The sequence below is a fragment of the Sphingopyxis panaciterrae genome (assembly GCF_011762125.1).
In the GTDB taxonomy this organism is placed as follows: domain Bacteria; phylum Pseudomonadota; class Alphaproteobacteria; order Sphingomonadales; family Sphingomonadaceae; genus Sphingopyxis; species Sphingopyxis panaciterrae.
The window spans coordinates 254,365-269,574 of sequence record NZ_JAASQN010000003.1 but is presented as its reverse complement, the minus strand read 5'-3'; the positions used below and the strand labels follow the sequence as shown (position 1 = coordinate 269,574).

The window sequence follows — 15,210 nt, the reverse complement described above, 5'->3', positions numbered from 1 at the left end:
AAAGACCCGCATGTGCGCATCTTTTTTGTGTCCTTTGCGGCTTAAGAGCATGAAGAGATGATATTGACGCAGGCTGGATTGGGCAGGCGTACTTCCGTCTCTAAACACTATGGGAAAGCGGGACCCCGGATCAGGTCCGGGGTGACGAAGAAAGCAAAATTACGCGGAGCAAATAAGCGCGCCTGCAATCCGGCAACAGGCTATGGTGACCGGACCATCAACGGGAGTCGCCGCCATGATCCGCTCGCTCAGCCTTGCCATCCTCCTTGCCATCGCCGGCCCGCTCGCCGCAGCGCCGACGACCACGCCCGACTATAGCGCCGCGCTCGCCGATCCGGCGCGTCCCGCCGCCGACCGCGAACGCGATGCAACGCGGAGGCCCGCCGAGCTGCTCGCCTTTGCGCGGGTGGCGCCCGGCCAACAGGTCGGCGATTTCGTCATGGGCGGCGGCTATGTCACCCGCCTGCTCGCTGCCGCGGTCGGACCCGCGGGGCGCGTCTATGCTTTCCAGCCCACCGAATTCATCGCGTTCAAGAAACAATATGGCGACGATCAGGCCGCGGTCGACGCCGCCTATGCCAATGTCGATGCAGTCGCCGGGCCGTTCGCCGCACCCGCCTTTCCGGTGCCGCTCGACACGATCATCACGGTACAGAATTTCCACGACCTGTATCTGAAGCCCTTCCCCGCCGGGACCGGCGACAAGGCCAGCGCGGCGCTGTTCGCGGCGCTGAAGCCGGGCGGCACGCTGGTCGTCGTCGATCATAGCGCCGCCGACGGCACGGGCACGACGCTGTCCGACAGCCTGCACCGCATCGACAAGGCGGCGGTGGTCGCGGCGCTGACCAAGGCGGGCTTCACGCTCGACGGGGAAAGCGACCTCTACAAACATACCGACGACCCGCGCACCGCCAACGTCTTCGACGCCGCCATTCGCGGCAAGACCGACCAGTTCGCGCTGCGTTTCCGGAAGCCGTGACCATGACCAGCGACGACGAGGATTATATCTATGACGAGGCGAGCGGCGAATGGCTGTCCGCCGTCGATGCGCGCGAGCGGGCGGCAGTTGCCGCGGCAGGGCCGGAGGTTCGCGACGCCGTCGGCAACCTGCTGACCGATGGCGATTCGGTGGTGCTGGTCAAGGACCTGACCGTCAAGGGCGCCGGGCAGACGCTGAAGGTCGGCACCGTGATCAAGTCGATCCGCCTGACCGGCGACGATCAGGAGATCGACTGCCGCCACGACGGCATCAAGGGGCTGGTGCTGCGCGCCGAATTCGTGCGCAAGCGTTAGAGGGGAGGCCGCCTTGCACTATCTCTACCTCGGCATTGCGATCGTCGCCGAAGTGATCGCGACCTCGTTCCTCAAGCAGTCGGAAGGCTTCCGCAATATCGGCCCCTCGCTGATCATGGCGGCGGGCTATATTGTCGCCTTTTATTTCCTGTCGCTGGCGCTGCGCGATATCCCCACCGGCATCGCCTATGCGATCTGGTCGGGGGTCGGGATCGTGCTGATCGCCACCGTCGCGTGGGTCTTTCAGGGCCAGCGTCTCGACGCGCCCGCGATGATCGGCATGGCGCTGATCGTCGCGGGGGTTGCGGTGATGAACATCTGGTCGAAGACGGCCGCTCATTGACGAGCGGCCGCCGCGATCGTCAGCTGAACAGGCCCTTGCGTGGCCCCAGATAGCCGAACAGATACGCCCCCACCTTGCGCATCTGTATCTCTTCCGCGCCTTCGGTGATGCGGTAGCGGCGGTGGTGGCGATAGATATGCTCGAACGGTTTGTGGCGTGAATAGCCGATGCCGCCATGCACCTGCATCGCGCGGTCGGCGGCTTCGCAGCACAGGCGGTTCGCCCAGTAATTGCACATGCTGACGCGGTCGGACAGACGATGCTCGACCTCCTTATGCGGCATATTGTCCATTTCCCACGCGGTCTTGCGGATCAACAGGCGCAGCATTTCGGCCTGTGTCGCCAGTTCGACGAGCGGGAACTGGATCGCCTGGTTCTTCGCCAGCGCCTCGCCGAACGGCTTGCGCTCGCGCGCATATTTCACGCTTTCCTCGATGCAGAAGACCGCGGCGCCCAAGGATGACGCCGCCTGCCGGATGCGGTTCTGGTGGACGAAGCTTTGCGCGATCGACAGCCCGCCGTCGACCGGGCCGAGCCGCGCGCTGTCGGGCACCCAGACGTCGGTGAAGGTCATGCGCGGATGATCGGTCGGCATGTTGAAGGTCCACATATATTCGTCGACCGTCATCCCCGGGGTGCCGGTGGGCACGAGCAGGCACGAAATGCCCTTCGCGTCGCCGTCGTTGCCGCTGGTCCGGCAGAAAGTCGCGCAGTGGCTGGCGACATGCATGCCGGTGATCCACATCTTGCGTCCGTTGATCAGCCAGCCATCGACGCCGTCCCGCGTTTCACGCACCGCGCGCGTTTCCATGTGGGTGGCATCCGATCCATGGTCGGGCTCGGTCAGTCCGAAGGCGGTGCGGCGCTTGCCCTCGAAGCCGCCGAGGATGAACTCCTGCTTCTGCTCCTCGCTCGTCGCGAACTGTTCGAACATCTCGACGAAAGGGAAATTGCCGACGATGCTATGTTCGTTCTGCAGGTCGTTGTGGAGCCCGAGGCCTTTCGCGGCGAAATGTTCGCGGATCACCGCCATCCACAGGTTGCTGCCGTCCTTGCCGCCATATTTCTTCGGCGCCGAAAAACGCCAGTGCCCGGCCGCATCGGCCTTGCGCGTCGCCTGCTTCAGCAACTGCTCCCAGTCGTGGCGCGGCAGCCCCTGATTGTCCCAGTCGGTGCGCGCATGCTCGCGGCGATGGTCGAAGAAGCGGATATTGTCGTCGGCCAGTTCGAGCGGCTTGATCTCGGCTTCGATGAACGCGTCGAGTTCATCCAGATACGCCTGCAGGTCGGCGGGCATCGCAAAATCCATCAATCTCTCTCCATCATGAAATATCGTTCCGGGCGCCCGTCAGCCGCCGCTGCCTCCACAGCCACCGCAGCCTCCTCCACCGCCGCCGCCGCATCCACCCCCATCGCTACCGCCCGAGCCGCTGTCGCTTTGCGCGCGCATCTGGTGGAGCGCGGCGAAGGCTGATCCCGCGAGCACCGTCGTTCCGAACAGCGCGACCGCGCGCCCCGTCTCATCGACCGTCGGTGCGCGGCGCAGCCGTTCGTGGCGCACCCGCGCCGACGCGATCGCCTCCACCGCGCCGTCGGTGCGCCGGTCGACGGCGAAGGTCCGGATCAGGATGACGACGAAGGTAATGACCAAAAAGACGATCAATATGCCGACAGGTTTGTCGCGCGACAGGCCGATCAGCAGCTTGGCGATCCCGAACAGGAACAGGCCGATGAACGGCAAGGCGGCAATCAACCCCAGACGCCGCGCCGCGCCGCGATCCATCAGCAGCCCGCTGGCGATCAGCCGGCGTTCGACCGCCTCGGCATGCGGCTTGGCTGCCGTCGCGAAATCGTCCCAGCTCGCCGGCATCGGCACCGCCAGCAGAGCGCGATCGAGCCCACCGCCGCCCGTCCCGGCGCCGCGCAGAAAACGCTCGCCACCCTGGATCACCAGCGCGCCCGACGCGAGTAGCCGCGCCACGGCCGTCTCGACCAGCCGCGGCCTTTGCCCCGCGAGAAAGGCCAGCGTGTCGTCGTCGGATGCCGCGCCCGGCCGCCCCGACGGGCGGAACCGCCGCGACAGGATCGCCGATACGAACAGCGCGGCGACGAACAGCGCGGCATAGAGAAACAGGAACGCCGGGCCATGCCAGTTCAGCGGATTTTCCATCACCCCTCCTATCGTCCGGTAAAGAACCAAAGCGAGATCAATGCTATAGCTATCACAACGGCCGCGAGGGCGCCACGCCGCAGCGTGGCTTTGCGCACCACCCAATGGTCGGCGAGCCCGACGCGCACCGCGCGCGGGTCGACGACCAGCCGCCGATGCGCGCCGGGCCAGATGTCGGCGGGCGGGACGGCGCCAAACCAGCGTTCGTAGCTGGCGAGCGTATCGGCATATTGCGCGAAATAGCGGTGCTGTTCGTCGCTGCCGCCCGCGGTCGGCCCGTGGTGCAGCGGCTTGCCGAGCACGCTCGCGCACAGCCGGTCCCAATAATCGCGGCTGTAGGTCAGGTGGAGATGCCATGCCTGGTCGACCGCATCGGACGGCGTGACCGGGTGGCCCGTAACCGCGGCCAGGAAAAGGAAGCGGCGATATTCGTCCATCACCCGTTCCGCCTGCGCCGCGCTCCAGCCATTTTCGCGCGCGAGCCGCGCCGCGAAGGAAAAGGCGGCATCATCGGGACCGACACGATAGCCGGCGAGCCTCTGCCACAGCGGATGATCATCGGCGGTCATCCGCCCCAAAGGGCGCGCGCATGGGCGAGCGCCGCATATTTGGGGCTGTCGACCGCGAGCTTGGCGAGCGCGGCGCGGCGCAGCGCCGCGAGGAGCCCCGGGTCGGCGAGCGTTTTCGTGCCCGACAGCAAGGCGCCGGCAAGCGTCTTGTCTTCGGCACGCACATTCGCATCAAGGTCGCGCATCGCGATACCGAGCGCGTTCATCGCGACCGCGACCTGGAACTTGTGATGGCCCTCGGCGGCGGGCTTGATCGCATCGTTCAGCCAGTCGCGCACCGCCTGCACCATTTCGCGCGTTGCCGGCTCGCCGACGGCTTGCGGCAAGGCGGGCGGCGACGGTGGCAGCGCGCGCATCCGCTCGGCCTCGGGTGCTTGGGCCTCGAGCAGCAGCAAGAGGTCGAGTTCCTGTTCGGCAGTACGCCGCCCGATGACGACGCGCTCGACCGTCGTATCGGCGCCGCTGCGCCACGCCTGCCCCATCTGCAGGCAACCAAGCGCCCACCACAAGGTGCGATAGACGAGCCAGAAGTGAAAGCGCGTCCGGTCGACCGGGGCGCCGCCCGCCGCTTCATAGGCGGCGAAATAATCCTCGAGACTGCCGACCCCGAAGGCGGGCTTGTCGAGCTGCCCGAAGCGCCACACGGTCATGCAGCCGAAAGCGAGATCCTCATGCGCGTCGCCGCGATGCGCGAGTTCCCAATCGAGCACGACGGCCAATCCATCGCCATCGGCCATGATATTGCCCATGCGATAATCGCCATGGACGAGCACCGGGTCGGCGGGCACCGGCAGATGATCCTCGCACCATTTGATCGCAAGCGCGATGGCGGGCCGGTCGCCGCCGTAGGAAAGGAAGCGCGCTTTCAATTCGGCAAGAGCGGCGGCGGTGTCCATCTGCGGGATCGCCGCCGGGATGGTTTCGGCGGGGACCGCGTGAATATGTGCGAGTTCGCGGCCAAGATCGGCGATCAGCGACGGCGGCGGTGCGGCAAGAATCTTCGCCGGGTTCACCTCTGCGATCACGCGCCGCATCACGTAGCCGGTCCCCATGCCGTCGCCATCGGCGAGCACGCCGACGACCTCGGGCGCCTTCACCCCCGCGCCATGCGCCGCCATCACCAGCGCGGCTTCGTCGGCATGGCCGTACGGCCGCCCTTCCATGAATTCCGCCGACGGCGCACGGCGCAGGACATAGGCGTCGCTCCCCCCTGCGCCCGCCCAGTCGAACGCCCAGCTTTCCATATTCGCCCCGCCCGACAGCCGGGCGAGGCCGATAAGCGCACCGGGGCCGGCAACGCGGGTCATGAAGGCGGAAAGCGGTTCGGTCAGATCGGTCATTACTTAACCTTGCTAAGTATTTTTCTGCGCCGCAAGACCCAATCGCCTTCTGTCCCCTCCGCAGCCATGATAGCACTGCGGCGCAACAGAAAGACACAGCGATGATACGTTCTTGTTTCCGGTCCGCGTTGATGCTCGCGAGCGGCGGCCTCGCCTCGCTTGCGATCGCGGCGGAACCCGCCGCCTGGCAGCCGGCGGGGCCTTGGCAGCTCGACCAGCAGCCCGATCAATGCACCTTGCTTCGTCCCTTCGAAGCGAATGGCCAGCGGCTGGTGCTGCAGGTCCAGCCCAATCTCTATTCGACGTTGCACAGCTTCAAGCTCGGCAGCGAGACCGCGCTCGCGGCGGGCAGGAACGGGGCCATCGCCTTCGCTCTCGGCGATGGGATGCCGCATAAATATCATGCGATGCTCGAAGCCACGATCGACGGGCGCCAGCGCGTCCTGCGCTGGACGACCGAGAAGGCCCTTTCCTTCCCCGATATTCTGGTCGACGATCAGATTGTCCAGATCGGCGGCGAGGCCGGTTTCGACGGGAGGATGATTTGGCAAGGCGCCAAAAGGGCCTTTACCGCGTTGCGCACCTGCCAGGATCAGGTCGCGCAGGCGAAAGGCGAGGATGCCGCCGCGCGACGCGCCTACAAGCGTGAGCTCGAGCCGCTCGGCAATCCGGGCCGCTGGGTAACAGACGACGACTATCCTCCCAGCGCACGCAAAAGGATGTTCGAAGGCGACGCCGGATTTCGTCTCGCGGTCGACCGAATGGGGTCGGTAACGAACTGCGAGATCATATCGAGCTCCGGCTTCGCGATCCTCGACGAAACGACCTGCCAACTGGTCAAGATGCGGGCCCGCTTCGCTCCGGCGCTCGATGCCAACGGGGAGCCGGTCGCCAGTTCCTATTCGAACCGGGTACGCTGGCGAGTGCCGCGATAGCCGGCCGGAGGTCGCGACCTCGACCATTGCCGAGCGGTCACATCCGGAATCGCACCCGGTTCAGATAATAGGATGCGACCGGTTTTCCGCCGGCATCGAGCGCCGGTTCGAACGTGGCGCGGCGCATGATTCCCTTGCACACCGCGCTATCGAACGCCTCGGGGCGGGTCGACTGCTGGATGTGACAGCTTTTGGGCTTTCCCATTTCATCGACGATCAGCCGGAAATCGACATTCGCCTGATTGCCGCCGTGGAGCATCGCCATGGGATAATCATTGCTCGTCAGCCAGTCGCCCGGACTGTCTTTGGGGGTCGCGATGCGAGAAAGTCCCCGGTGCGCCGCGACGTCGATACCCCAGCCGCTGAGCAGATCGTCGGTGCACGCCGCCAGCGCGGTTTCCGCCGCGACGATCGATCCCGTCTCGAGTATCAGCGGGCGCTTGCCGCGGATGTCCACCGCCAGATAGGTCACGCTCGCATAGCGCGCCGGATCGATAAAGGGGAGCTTGCGGCCGCGCTCCTCGGGCGGCTTGGCCGTGTCGGTGGCCTCCCATTCGGGGCCGCCGTCGACCAGCAGCAATGAACGATCGACGATCACCGCGGGCTTTCCGCCGCTCAGACTGCCGACCGAGAAGGATCGCTCCTGCTTCGGCTCCACGGGGCCGAACTGAAGCGTCACCTCGCGTGCCGCACAGCGAACGCTGACCGGCCTGCCGATCAGGGTCAGATAGACCATCGGCCCCGGCTGGAACCGGTCGAGCGTCAGCAGGATCTGGTCGTCTTCCGTTCCGAACGATCGCGCCAGCCGGCAACTGTCCTTGCCATAGTTGACGTGCCATTTGGACGAAGGCGCCAGCCGCAGCGGCTCCTTCGCCAGAACGGCGGCCGGAGCGGCAGCGCATGACGCCAGCCCCAGCATAATCACGAAACGGCGCAGCCCTGCCCCCATTTTCATATGTTTAGATTATCGCGGCATTCCGCTTTGTCCAGCGCATCGCCGGGCAAAAAAGGGGCCGGCTTGCACCGGCCCCTTCCCGTCTCTGGCGCGAGGCTCAGTCGCGCAGGCGCACGAGGTCGTTGAGCAGGCCTTCGGTACCGTTGGTCACCGTCAGCCGCTCGACCTTGCCCGCGATGCTTTCCAGCGCCTCGAGCTCCTTCAGGCGGAGCATGACCGGGTTTTCGGCCATGACCTTCGCCGTGTTGAGCAGCGAGCGCGTCGCGTTCGTTTCCTCACGCCGGCGGATGACATTCGCCTCCGCCTCCTTCTGCACCGCAACGACCTGGTTCAGGATTTCGCGCATCTCGCCCGGCAGGATCACATCCTTGAGCGAAATGTCCGAAACCTCGACCCCGATCATCGCCATATCGGCGCGGACCTTGTCCGCCGCCTCGGCATCGACCAATCCCTTCTTTTCGAGGATCTGGTCGAGCGTCAGCGCGCCGATCGTCTTGCGGAAGGCCAGCTGAAGCGCCCGGTAGAGCGCATCGGCGAAGTCCTTCACGCTCGTGACCGCGAGCAGCGGATCGGCAACACGGTAGTCCGCGCTGATGTTGATCCGCAGCGTCACCCGGTCGCGGGTCAGGACTTCCTGCCCCGTGACGTCGAGCGCCTGGCGGGTCAGATCAACCAGCTTCGCGCTGATCTTGCGACCCGGGTTCCAGTAACCATAGACGCCCGGTTCGAGCCGATCGGTCAGGCGGCCATCGATGCTGACGAGCGCGGTCTTGCCCTCGCCGACCTCGATCACCGAAACAAACTGCATCCGGTCCGTCTTTTGCAGACGCTGAAGCAGCTTCGGTTCGACCCGTAGCTGATCGACGATATCGACGATGCGCGCCTTCCACGGACCCGCATCGCTCCACATGATCAGCTTGGCGTCCGGACCAAGAATGGTGTTGATGATTCCATCGCGTTCGATGACAGCAATCTCATTCTCGGCCGTGCGAACCACCGTCAGATGCGTCGCCACATCGGCCGGCAGCTTGTCGAGCACCGCTTGCTCATAGGCCGACACGAACATCATCCGGGCGAGCGCCTGGCGTTCGATGCGCAGCGAACCGTCGCGGTTCTTCAGCACATGTTCGCCGGCGCCCAGGATGCCGCGGACCTCACCCTTGTAGAGCCAGACCGCCCGTTCGGTTTCATCGATGAGCACGCGCTTGCGGCCCATCAGGCTATCGATCATTTGCTTCATCATTTCATTCACCATTCTCAAACCTGCGTTACGGCACGCCGATTTCCTTTCGTTGTTGCAGTTGCTTATTCCCCCGAACCCAAAGGCGCGGGGACTGGCGGCATGATGGCAAGCGGACAGGGCGCGAGGGGACGTTGCCGCGCCGACACGGGGCGGTGGGGTTCGAAAAACCCGGTACCCGGTGCCAACGCAGCGCGGCCTTCATCGCCTGTCTGGCTTTCCAGCACCGCGTTGGATGGGCGCCAGCGCCTGACCGCAGCCCTAAGGCATTGGCCGGACAGTGGCGCCTTCTCTTCGGCAAGCCAGTCCCCGAACCCATTAATTGCAAAGACAGTTTCGAGACTGTTACAGCTTATCAGGCTGCTGGTCGTGCAAAGGACCGGTTTGGTGCAGGATTCGAACCCGCGACACCAAGGACCTAAACCTTGTGCTCTCCCACTGAGCTAACCAATGGAGCAGACGACAGGATTCGAACCTGCGACCTCCGGTCCCAAAGACCGGCGCTCTCCCGCTGAGCTACATCCGCAAACCTGGCCAAACGTGGCGGCATCCGTACAGCGAACCGGCAGAGCCGGTCGATGCGGGCGGGCTTCGCGAAACCCCGATCCGTCGATGTCCGCCCCGCCGACTGGCCGGGGGAGGGCGCCGTTAGGCCCGGTCAAAATATCGCGCAAGTAAAAAGTGACATATAAAGAAGATTTTATATGGGATGCCGCCTATAATGCGCCCCAGGATGCATAATCCTCGACATGGGCATTGGGCCGGCAAAAGCTGGTGAAGCTCATGCTTGCCGACAGGTCGAGCGCTTCGATCTGATGCCACCAGCCGACGGGCAGAAATATCGCCTCGCCGGGGCCGATGACTGTTTCGAGTACCGGCGGTACGGCCGAATCACCATGGCCGGCCGCCAGTGCCTCATTGCCCCAGTCGGAGAAGCAGTGGCGGCTGTTGCGCATCCGCGCAAACGCCCAGGGCGGCGCCATCCGCACCCGCTTGCGGCCGATCACCTGCACCAGCAGATTGTTGGTGAGGTCGTGATGCCAGGGGGTCAGCGTCCCGCGCGGTCCCAGCCAGAAGAAACCGTCGCGTACCCGCGTGCCGTCGAGCAACGCGATCGGCGCCAGATCGTCCCACAGCGGCGCCAGCGGCGCGGCATTGGCGCTGCTGTTATAGGCGGTGAGATAGACGTCGTTGCTCGCCGCATCGACGCGCAGCCAGTCGATGAGTTCACCGAAGCGGACCGAGCGGCGGTGGTCGTCTTTCGCGACTTCGTAATCGGGATCGCGTTCACGCTCGACCTGCGCTTCGACGATGGCATCGCCCGCAACGCGCGCGAAATGATCGAGCGACCAGCGCGTCAGTGCGGGCCAATGGTCGGCGATGCCGGTCAGCTTCGCCGGCCGGTTCGCTTCGTAATAATGACGGTAGAACGAATCGCGACCCGGCGCATCGAGGGTGTCGAGTGCGAAGCCGCCATCGGCCTCGCGCGCCAGCCGTTCCTGATTGGCGAGCAGCCAGCTTTGCTTCGCCATCCGCGCCGCCTGCCGGCGCAGCGTCGCCGCCATCGGATCCTTCGCCAGCCGGTCGACCTCATATTTCGCCGCCGCCGCCGACACGCCCGCAGCGACCAGCCGCGCGTGCAGCCCCGCATCGTCGTCGCCGGCCGCGAGGCCTTCGGCGATCAGGGTGCGTTTATCGGACTGCGACATCAAGGACCTCCCCGACCGCCCAAGAACATGATTATGACAGGTGAATGACGCCTTAGTCGCCCGGCGGTTCTTTATAGTCCGGCCCATAGACCGCCGCGCGTAAATCGTGGTGGAGCGTGCCGTCATAGGGAATCGTCTGGACGAAGAAAACCGCCGTCAGCCGGTTGGCGGGATCGACCCAGAACAAGGTCGACGCCATGCCGTCCCAGAAGAATTCGCCGGTCGCGCCGCGATTTTCCTGCGGCGTTTGTGGCGGCGCCTTGCGGACCGCAAAGTCGAGACCGAATCCGACGGCGCCCTTGCCCGGCAGCCACGCGCGCTGGGTGATAGCGGGGTCGAGCTGGTCGGTCGCCATCAGCCGCACGGTCGAGGATTTGAGGATGCGGACGCCGCCCAATTCGCCTTCGTTCAGGAGCATGCGCGCGAAACGCTGGTAGTCGTCGAGCGTCGAGGCGAGGCCGAAGCCACCGGGGGTCAGTGCATGGTCCTCAAAATTGAGCTTTTGCGCGGCGGCCGCGGGTTGCTGGACCAGCTTGCCGTCCGTCTTCACATTCATCGCCGCGAAGCGCGGCAACCGCGCGGCGGGCTGGCGCCACGCGGTCTCATGCATCCCCAGCGGTTCGAAAATATGGTCGCGGACATAGGTCGCGAACGGTTGGCCCGAGAGTTTCTCGATCAGCGCCGCCTGCACATCGACCGCGCTGCTATATTCCCATTGCGACCCCGGCTGGAACAGCAACGGCAGGGCAGCGAGACGACGGCTTGCCTCGGCAAGCGTGTTCGTGAGCGCAAGCGGGTCAGCGGCAACATAGGCGTCATGCACGGGCGTCGGCCCCGCGCCATAGGCGAAACCCGCCGTATGGCGCATGATATCGCGCACGGTGATCGGCCGCGCGGCGGGGACATAGCGTGGCTGGCCCACCGCGTCCTTTCCCGCATAAACGCGCATGTCACGATATTCGGGAAGATATCGGGACAGCGGGTCGTCGAGTCGGAGCTTGCCCGCCTCCCAAAGCTGCATCAGCGCGGCGCCGGTCACCGGCTTGGTCATCGAATAGATTTGCGCGATCGTATCACGACGCATCGGCCGCTTCGCGTCGCGGTCGGCCATGCCCGCGGTGCCGAAATAGACCTCGCGCCCGTCCTGCCAGATCAGCGCCGACGTGCCCGCGGCGCGGCCGTCGGCGACCATCGCCGCGAGCGCGGCGTCGATCCGTGTCCTGTCGATCGTCAGCGTTTCGGCGGGCGCGGTTTGCGCATAGGCCAAGGGAGCGATCACAAGCAGGCCGGGGGCCGCCGATATCAGCGCCAATACCCATTGCATGCCCCGCATATCGCTCTCCCCTGCCCCGCTGTCGCCGTGGTTCAACCCGCATCACATGGGATCGGAAGCATTCCGTCAACCGCGCCGGTGCTGAATAGGTCTGCAACGCCGCTTATTCGCGGGCGGGGGATTCCGCGGCGGTCAGCTCACCATGCTGGATCAGCCATCGCGGATAGCCGGCCTGCACCGACGCCATGATCCGGTCGATCGCCGCCGCGACCTGCTCGCCTTCGGCTTCGCGGTCGCGCTGGACGACGATGCGGCGCGCCTGCGCGTCGATCAATACGCGGTCGCGCGGCAGCAATTCGCCGACGGTCAGACCCGACAGGATCGCGGCGCTATCTTCCTCGCGCTGTTCGAGCGTCGCGAGGCGGCGGTTGAGCTGTTCCTCGACCTGCACCGCGGCGTTGGTCTGTTGTCTGAGCTGGACGATGCTGACGCGGCTCGCGCGGTCGAGTTCGCGGCGCATCCTGGCCGCGAGCTCGTCGTTGAGCCGCGCCGCATATTGGTCGACGAGCACGACGCCATCGACCGCCACCTCGTCATTCTCGATCCGCACGTTCAGGCTGTCGATGCGGTCGCCGTCGCCGAGCAACCGGTTCAGTTCGGACTGCACGATGCTGCGCGCGCGCACCTCGCGCGCGATGCCGTTGAGCGACAGCGCAAGCGGGATCGACAATATGCCCAGCGCGGCGACGATCCCCGCGACCTGCATCGCGGTGTGCTGGCGGGTCAACGAAGGGCCGAAATGGTTGAGCCGCGCGACGATCGTCGCGGCAAAGGCGATCGCGAGCGTGTTGGTGAGAAACAGGAGCGCAGCGCCAAGCGCGAAATCCATCCGGCCGGTGACCAGACCGAAAGCGACGGTAGAGAGCGGCGGCACCAGCGCCGTCGCGATCGCAACGCCGACCATCACCCCCGACAGCTTGCGCATGATCGCATAGACGCCCGCGATCCCGCCGACCACCGCGACGCCGAGGTCGAGCAAAGTCGGCTGCGTTCGCGCGCGCAGTTCGGGGGTGACGTCCTTGACCGGCGACAGCCAGATGATCAGCATCGCGACGAGGATCGCGACCGCCATCCCGGCAGCAAGCGTCACCAGCGAACGGCGGATCAGATTGCTTTCGATCGTCGCGAGGCCAAAGCCGATGCCCATGATCGGGCCCATCAGCGGCGACACGAGCATCGCGCCGATGACCACCGCGGTCGAACCTTGCAGCAGGCCGAGTGTCGCGATCGCTGCCGCCAATATGATGAGGAGCAGGAACTTCCGGTCGAGCCGCGCATCGCGCGCGACGCTCGCCAGAATCAACGAGCGGCCGAGAGTGTCGTCACCCTCGGCCGCTTCGTCACGGTCATCGTTCCGGGTCGCCCGGCGACCGCCGGCGTTGAACGGCGCGTCGCCCAGTCCGGGCACCCCGGGATGATCAGCCGCCATGGAAGGCGCTTAGATCTTCCCGGTCAGTTCGGGAACCGCATTGAACAGATCGGCGACGAGGCCGAAGTCGGCGACCTGGAAGATCGGGGCGTCTTCGTCCTTGTTGATCGCGACGATCGTCTTCGAATCCTTCATGCCCGCGAGATGCTGGATCGCGCCCGAGATGCCGATGGCGAAATAGACCTGCGGCGCGACGATCTTGCCGGTCTGGCCGACCTGATAGTCATTGGGGACATAGCCCGCATCGACCGCGGCGCGCGAAGCACCGAGCGCGGCGCCGAGCTTGTCGGCGAGCGGGACGATGACTTCTTCATACTTCTCGCTCGATCCCAGCGCACGGCCACCCGACACGATGATCTTTGCCGAGGTGAGTTCGGGACGATCCTGCTTGGCGATTTCGGCGCCGACAAAGCTGGAAATGCCCGCGTCACCGTCGGCCGAAACCGCTTCGATGCTGCCCGAACCGCCCGAGGTCGCGGCCTTGTCGAACGCGGTGCCGCGGACCGTGAGGACCAGCTTCGCGTCGCTGCTCTCGACGGTCGCGATCGCGTTGCCGGCGTAGATCGGGCGCGTGAAGCTCTTCGGACCCTCGACCGACAGGATTTCGCTGATCTGCATCACGTCGAGCAAAGCGGCGACACGCGGCGCGACATTCTTGCCGGTGGTCGTCGCGGGCGCGAGGAAGGCGTCGTGCGAGGCCATCAGTTCGGCAACGAGCGGCGCAATATTTTCGGGCAGATTATGACCGAAAGCGGCGTTGTCGGCGACATGGACCTTGCCGACGCCGGCGATCTGCGCGGCTTCCTTGGCAACCGCATCGACGCCCGAACCAGCGACGAGCAGATGGACTTCGCCGAGCTTCGATGCGGCAGTGACCACCGCGAGCGTGGCGTCCTTGACGGCGCTGCCGTCATGTTCGACCCAAACCAGAGTTTTCATGAGTGCACTCCCAGCGCTTTCAGCTTGGCAACCAGTTCATCGACATCGGCGACCTTGACGCCGGCCGAGCGGACGGGGGGTTCGGAAACCTTGACCGTCTTGACGCGCGGCGCCGTGTCGACGCCGTAATCGGCGGGGGTCTTGGTATCGAGCGGCTTCGACTTCGCCTTCATGATGTTCGGCAGCGACGCATAGCGCGGTTCGTTCAGGCGAAGGTCGGTGGTGACGATCGCGGGAAGCTTCAGCTTCACCGTTTCGAGACCGCCGTCGACTTCGCGCGTCACATTGACGCTATCACCCTCGACATTGACCGCGCTGGCGAACGTGCCCTGCGCCCAACCAGTGAGGGCAGCCAGCATCTGGCCGGTCTGGTTGTTGTCGCCGTCGATCGCCTGCTTGCCAAGGATGACAAGGCCGGGCTGTTCGGCGTCGGCGATCGCCTTGAAAATCTTGGCGAGCGCAAGCGGTTCGACGTCGTCGTCGGTCTGGACGAGAATGGCGCGGTCGGCGCCCATCGCCAGCGCGGTGCGGAGCGTTTCCTGCGCCTTGGCCGGGCCGACGCTGACGGCGATGATTTCGGTCGCGACGCCCTTTTCCTTCAGGCGGATCGCTTCTTCGACGCCGATCTCGTCGAACGGGTTCATCGACATCTTCACATTGGCGAGGTCAACGCCGGTACCGTCGGATTTGACCCGCGGCTTGACGTTGTAATCGAGCACCCGCTTGACGGGGACGAGGATTTTCATGGCTTTTAAAGCTCCTCTCGAAAAATTGTGCACTGCGCCATAATTGCGCTTTACGTAAACGTCAACCTTGACCCTCTCCCCTTGGGGGAGAGGGATGCGCAGACTTGGCAGCTTGCTGCCTAGTCGTAGCTGGGTGAGGGTATGAAACGGTGCTGGCCCTCACCAAGTCCGACTAGGTCCTAACGGACCAAGTCTCCCTATCCTCTCCC

The 15,210-nt window shown here is 65.2% G+C and carries 15 protein-coding genes and 1 tRNA gene; 4 read left to right on the top strand and 12 right to left on the bottom strand.

Annotation, left to right across the window (positions count from 1 at the left end):
• The first annotated feature begins 235 nt into the window (after positions 1-235).
• The 3 genes from FHR22_RS13230 to FHR22_RS13220 are packed head-to-tail and all read left to right on the top strand — an operon-like array spanning position 236 to position 1,636.
• Positions 236-979, top strand: a complete 744-nt coding sequence (locus tag FHR22_RS13230; RefSeq protein ID WP_166943476.1) for a class I SAM-dependent methyltransferase — start codon at positions 236-238, stop codon at positions 977-979.
• A 2-nt stretch (positions 980-981) separates the two neighbouring features.
• On the top strand, positions 982-1,293 hold the full coding sequence (locus FHR22_RS13225) for an alkylphosphonate utilization protein (protein ID WP_166943473.1): 312 nt from the start codon (positions 982-984) through the stop codon (positions 1,291-1,293).
• A 13-nt stretch (positions 1,294-1,306) separates the two neighbouring features.
• Positions 1,307-1,636 carry a DMT family transporter gene (locus tag FHR22_RS13220; RefSeq protein ID WP_166943470.1) on the top strand — a complete coding sequence of 110 codons (330 nt, stop codon included), beginning with the start codon at positions 1,307-1,309 and terminating at the stop codon, positions 1,634-1,636.
• A gap of 19 nt (positions 1,637-1,655) precedes the next feature.
• Here the strand turns inward: FHR22_RS13220 and FHR22_RS13215 are convergent, their stop codons facing one another.
• The 4 genes from FHR22_RS13215 to FHR22_RS13200 are packed head-to-tail and all read right to left on the bottom strand — an operon-like array spanning position 1,656 to position 5,715.
• Positions 1,656-2,945 (bottom strand): acyl-CoA dehydrogenase family protein, encoded by a 1,290-nt coding sequence (locus FHR22_RS13215; protein WP_166943467.1) that lies wholly within the window; start codon positions 2,943-2,945, stop codon positions 1,656-1,658.
• A gap of 39 nt (positions 2,946-2,984) precedes the next feature.
• Positions 2,985-3,806: a TIGR04222 domain-containing membrane protein gene (locus tag FHR22_RS13210; protein WP_166943936.1), complete on the bottom strand. Its 822-nt coding sequence runs from the start codon at positions 3,804-3,806 to the stop codon at positions 2,985-2,987.
• Positions 3,807-3,814: 8 nt separating this feature from the next.
• A complete protein-coding gene (locus FHR22_RS13205; protein WP_166943464.1) occupies positions 3,815-4,375 on the bottom strand; it encodes a glycine-rich domain-containing protein in 561 nt (186 codons plus the stop codon).
• Positions 4,372-5,715 carry a phosphotransferase gene (locus FHR22_RS13200; protein ID WP_166943461.1) on the bottom strand — a complete coding sequence of 448 codons (1,344 nt, stop codon included), beginning with the start codon at positions 5,713-5,715 and terminating at the stop codon, positions 4,372-4,374. Before FHR22_RS13200 ends, FHR22_RS13205 begins: the two co-directional genes overlap by 4 nt.
• Positions 5,716-5,816: 101 nt before the next feature.
• Between FHR22_RS13200 and FHR22_RS13195 the strand changes: the two genes are divergently transcribed.
• Positions 5,817-6,650: an energy transducer TonB gene (locus tag FHR22_RS13195; RefSeq protein WP_166943458.1), complete on the top strand. Its 834-nt coding sequence runs from the start codon at positions 5,817-5,819 to the stop codon at positions 6,648-6,650.
• Between the two features lie 37 nt (positions 6,651-6,687).
• On the opposite strand, the gene FHR22_RS13190 is transcribed toward FHR22_RS13195, so the two are convergent.
• The 8 genes from FHR22_RS13190 to FHR22_RS13155 form a co-directional block, all read right to left on the bottom strand.
• On the bottom strand, positions 6,688-7,605 hold the full coding sequence (locus tag FHR22_RS13190) for an energy transducer TonB (protein ID WP_166943455.1): 918 nt from the start codon (positions 7,603-7,605) through the stop codon (positions 6,688-6,690).
• A gap of 97 nt (positions 7,606-7,702) precedes the next feature.
• Positions 7,703-8,836 carry a slipin family protein gene (locus FHR22_RS13185; protein ID WP_208417688.1) on the bottom strand — a complete coding sequence of 378 codons (1,134 nt, stop codon included), beginning with the start codon at positions 8,834-8,836 and terminating at the stop codon, positions 7,703-7,705.
• 460 nt (positions 8,837-9,296) lie between these two features.
• Positions 9,297-9,371, bottom strand: a tRNA-Gln gene (locus tag FHR22_RS13180).
• A gap of 190 nt (positions 9,372-9,561) precedes the next feature.
• The gene (locus tag FHR22_RS13175) at positions 9,562-10,554 is read right to left on the bottom strand and encodes a cupin-like domain-containing protein (protein WP_166943452.1); all 993 of its coding nucleotides are present in this window, start codon (positions 10,552-10,554) and stop codon (positions 9,562-9,564) included.
• A 52-nt stretch (positions 10,555-10,606) separates the two neighbouring features.
• Positions 10,607-11,887, bottom strand: coding sequence for a serine hydrolase domain-containing protein (locus FHR22_RS13170; RefSeq protein WP_166943449.1), 1,281 nt, complete (start codon positions 11,885-11,887; stop codon positions 10,607-10,609).
• Between the two features lie 103 nt (positions 11,888-11,990).
• Positions 11,991-13,316, bottom strand: a complete 1,326-nt coding sequence (locus tag FHR22_RS13165; protein WP_166943446.1) for a DUF389 domain-containing protein — start codon at positions 13,314-13,316, stop codon at positions 11,991-11,993.
• Positions 13,317-13,325: 9 nt separating this feature from the next.
• The gene (locus tag FHR22_RS13160; RefSeq protein WP_166943443.1) at positions 13,326-14,255 is read right to left on the bottom strand and encodes an electron transfer flavoprotein subunit alpha/FixB family protein; all 930 of its coding nucleotides are present in this window, start codon (positions 14,253-14,255) and stop codon (positions 13,326-13,328) included.
• Complete coding sequence (locus tag FHR22_RS13155; protein ID WP_166943440.1) at positions 14,252-15,001, bottom strand: electron transfer flavoprotein subunit beta/FixA family protein; 750 nt, start codon at positions 14,999-15,001, stop codon at positions 14,252-14,254. The genes FHR22_RS13160 and FHR22_RS13155 overlap by 4 nt, the downstream gene beginning before the upstream one ends.
• Between the last annotated feature and the right edge of the window lie 209 nt (positions 15,002-15,210).

Bases quoted from the DNA above. Each gene is read 5' to 3' on its own strand.
- FHR22_RS13170 (WP_166943449.1), bottom strand. From the start codon at position 11,887: ATGCGGGGCATGCAATGGGTATTGGCGCTGATATCGGCGGCCCCCGGC.
- FHR22_RS13215 (WP_166943467.1), bottom strand. From the start codon at position 2,945: ATGGATTTTGCGATGCCCGCCGACCTGCAGGCGTATCTGGATGAACTC.
- FHR22_RS13230 (WP_166943476.1), top strand. From the start codon at position 236: ATGATCCGCTCGCTCAGCCTTGCCATCCTCCTTGCCATCGCCGGCCCG.
- FHR22_RS13155 (WP_166943440.1), bottom strand. From the start codon at position 15,001: ATGAAAATCCTCGTCCCCGTCAAGCGGGTGCTCGATTACAACGTCAAG.
- FHR22_RS13190 (WP_166943455.1), bottom strand. From the start codon at position 7,605: ATGAAAATGGGGGCAGGGCTGCGCCGTTTCGTGATTATGCTGGGGCTG.
- FHR22_RS13185 (WP_208417688.1), bottom strand. From the start codon at position 8,836: ATGATCGATAGCCTGATGGGCCGCAAGCGCGTGCTCATCGATGAAACC.
- FHR22_RS13205 (WP_166943464.1), bottom strand. From the start codon at position 4,375: ATGACCGCCGATGATCATCCGCTGTGGCAGAGGCTCGCCGGCTATCGT.
- FHR22_RS13160 (WP_166943443.1), bottom strand. From the start codon at position 14,255: ATGAAAACTCTGGTTTGGGTCGAACATGACGGCAGCGCCGTCAAGGAC.
- FHR22_RS13195 (WP_166943458.1), top strand. From the start codon at position 5,817: ATGATACGTTCTTGTTTCCGGTCCGCGTTGATGCTCGCGAGCGGCGGC.
- FHR22_RS13210 (WP_166943936.1), bottom strand. From the start codon at position 3,806: ATGGAAAATCCGCTGAACTGGCATGGCCCGGCGTTCCTGTTTCTCTAT.
- FHR22_RS13165 (WP_166943446.1), bottom strand. From the start codon at position 13,316: ATGGCGGCTGATCATCCCGGGGTGCCCGGACTGGGCGACGCGCCGTTC.
- FHR22_RS13200 (WP_166943461.1), bottom strand. From the start codon at position 5,715: ATGACCGATCTGACCGAACCGCTTTCCGCCTTCATGACCCGCGTTGCC.
- FHR22_RS13225 (WP_166943473.1), top strand. From the start codon at position 982: ATGACCAGCGACGACGAGGATTATATCTATGACGAGGCGAGCGGCGAA.
- FHR22_RS13175 (WP_166943452.1), bottom strand. From the start codon at position 10,554: ATGTCGCAGTCCGATAAACGCACCCTGATCGCCGAAGGCCTCGCGGCC.